General features: G+C 72.6%; 2 protein-coding genes. One reads left to right on the top strand and one right to left on the bottom strand.

Annotated features, from left to right (window positions below):
• A partial coding sequence (locus tag FOE67_RS24630; protein ID WP_182667027.1) for an ArsR/SmtB family transcription factor occupies positions 1-1,106 on the bottom strand: 1,106 nt, incomplete at its 3' end.
• Positions 1,107-1,265: 159 nt separating this feature from the next.
• Between FOE67_RS24630 and FOE67_RS24635 the strand changes: the two genes are divergently transcribed.
• Positions 1,266-1,721 carry a peptidase inhibitor family I36 protein gene (locus FOE67_RS24635; protein ID WP_182667028.1) on the top strand — a complete coding sequence of 152 codons (456 nt, stop codon included), beginning with the start codon at positions 1,266-1,268 and terminating at the stop codon, positions 1,719-1,721.
• Positions 1,722-1,794: the final 73 nt, after the last annotated feature.

Raw genomic sequence — 1,794 nt, forward strand, 5'->3', positions numbered from 1 at the left:
GGGGAGCGGACACCCCCGCCGTCCGCGTGAGGGGGCGGGTCCGGGGGCGTCCGCTCCCCCGAAGCCGCCCGCAACAGGGCTGCCCCGGCCGGGGTGAGGGTGTGCAGCACGTACGTCCCGCACCGGTTGCTGTTGACCAGCCCGGCGTTCCGCAGGGCACCGGCGTGCCGACTGGCGGCGGAGCAGGAGACACCGGCGGCGCGGGCGATCTCACCGGTGGTCGCGCCCGTCTCCACCGCGTGCAGGGCGATGGCCCGGGTGCGACCGAGGAGGACCGCCAGGGGCGCGTCACCGGCGCCGTCCGTTCCCCGGCGGGTCCCCGACCACGGGTGATCCCCGGTTCCGCACGGAGCGCCGTCACCGGGACCCCGGGTCATGCCCCGGTTCCCGGCGGCGTTCCCCGGCGGATGCACCAGCACCGGCGGCAGGGTCGGGTCGGCCAGGGTGATCGGGGTGTCCCGACAGAAGCGGGAGGGGACGATCCTCAAGCCGCGTCCGGCGAGGCGCAGGTCCCGGTCCGCTCCGGGGTAACGGACACTCAGCACGGACCCCTGCAGCCGGGTCCCCGGTCCCAGGCCGGTGAGCATTCCCCCCACCCCGCCGTCGAGCAGATCCCGGAGCCGCAGGGAACGTTCCGCCTCGACCACGGCCCGGAGCTCCTCCTCGACCGGCGCGAGGACCGCCTCGTGGTAGGCCCGCATCAGGGCCACCAGTTCCCGTCGGGGCTCCGGGGCGTCCACCCGGAGCGGCAGCGGGGCCGGTGAGGTGCGGGCGAGGAGAGCGGTCTCGGCCCGGACGCGGCTCGGCGGACACGCCAGGATCGCCTCCAGTCCCTCCTCCAGTCCGTGTTCCGACTCCGCCGGGGTGAGGAAGTCCGGTAGGTAGACCCCCCGGGGGAAGAACGGCAGCAGAACGGTGCGCACCGCCCGGGCCAGTCCCCTCTCCACCAGGCGCCGGCGGGCGAGACGGTACCAGTGGGCGTGGCCCCGGCGGCCGCTGCGTGTCTGGAGGCGGTACAGGCTGGTCACGATCTCCCAGAGCGGATCCGGACGGGACGCCACTCTGGTGCGTGCCAGGTCCGCGTCGGTGAAATGGATACGGAGCACCTGACTCCCTTTCGATGACCTCGACTTTTGACCGGAGGCGCCACACCGTGGTTCACGCTGTCATATTTCGACAGTCTGGATAACGGCAGTTCGCGCCGGCCGTCGGACCCGGCGTGAACGGAACCACAAGGGTTCCGGCCGTTTCGGAGAGGAAATGTCTTGAAAGACATCGCGAAGCGTTTCTCCGCCCTGTTCGCGGGGGCGGTCCTCGCCGCCGGGGTGATGATGGGGGTCTCGCCCGCCCACGCGGCGGACGACTCGGCGACCGCTCTTCCCTACGCCTCGACCGCCTCGGTCGGGGTCGCCGCGGCGCCGAGCGGGTGCACCGCGACGAACGTCTGCTTCTGGAGCGGGACCAACTACTCGGGAGCCGGGCCGGGTCAGCTGTCCGGAACCAACCCGAACTGGGCGGTCTTCTCCAACTCCGCCTGCCCTGGGGGGAACTGGGAGAACTGCGCCTCCTCGGTCTACAACAACGGCACCAGTTGCTCGGCCGTTCTGTGGACGAGCCGCAACTACGCCGGGTCGCGGCTGACCCTGGGGCGGGGTTCCGGACAGACCTCGTTGAGCTCGACCATGAACAACGCGATCTCCTCCAACAGCTGGAGCTGCTGACCCCCGTGGTCGGGCCCCGGGCCCGTCGGTTTCCCTCCGACGGGCCCGGGGCCCGGGGCCCGGCGGGGCGGAG

The organism is Streptomyces calidiresistens (genome assembly GCF_014141525.1).
Lineage (GTDB): Bacteria > Actinomycetota > Actinomycetes > Streptomycetales > Streptomycetaceae > Streptomyces > Streptomyces calidiresistens.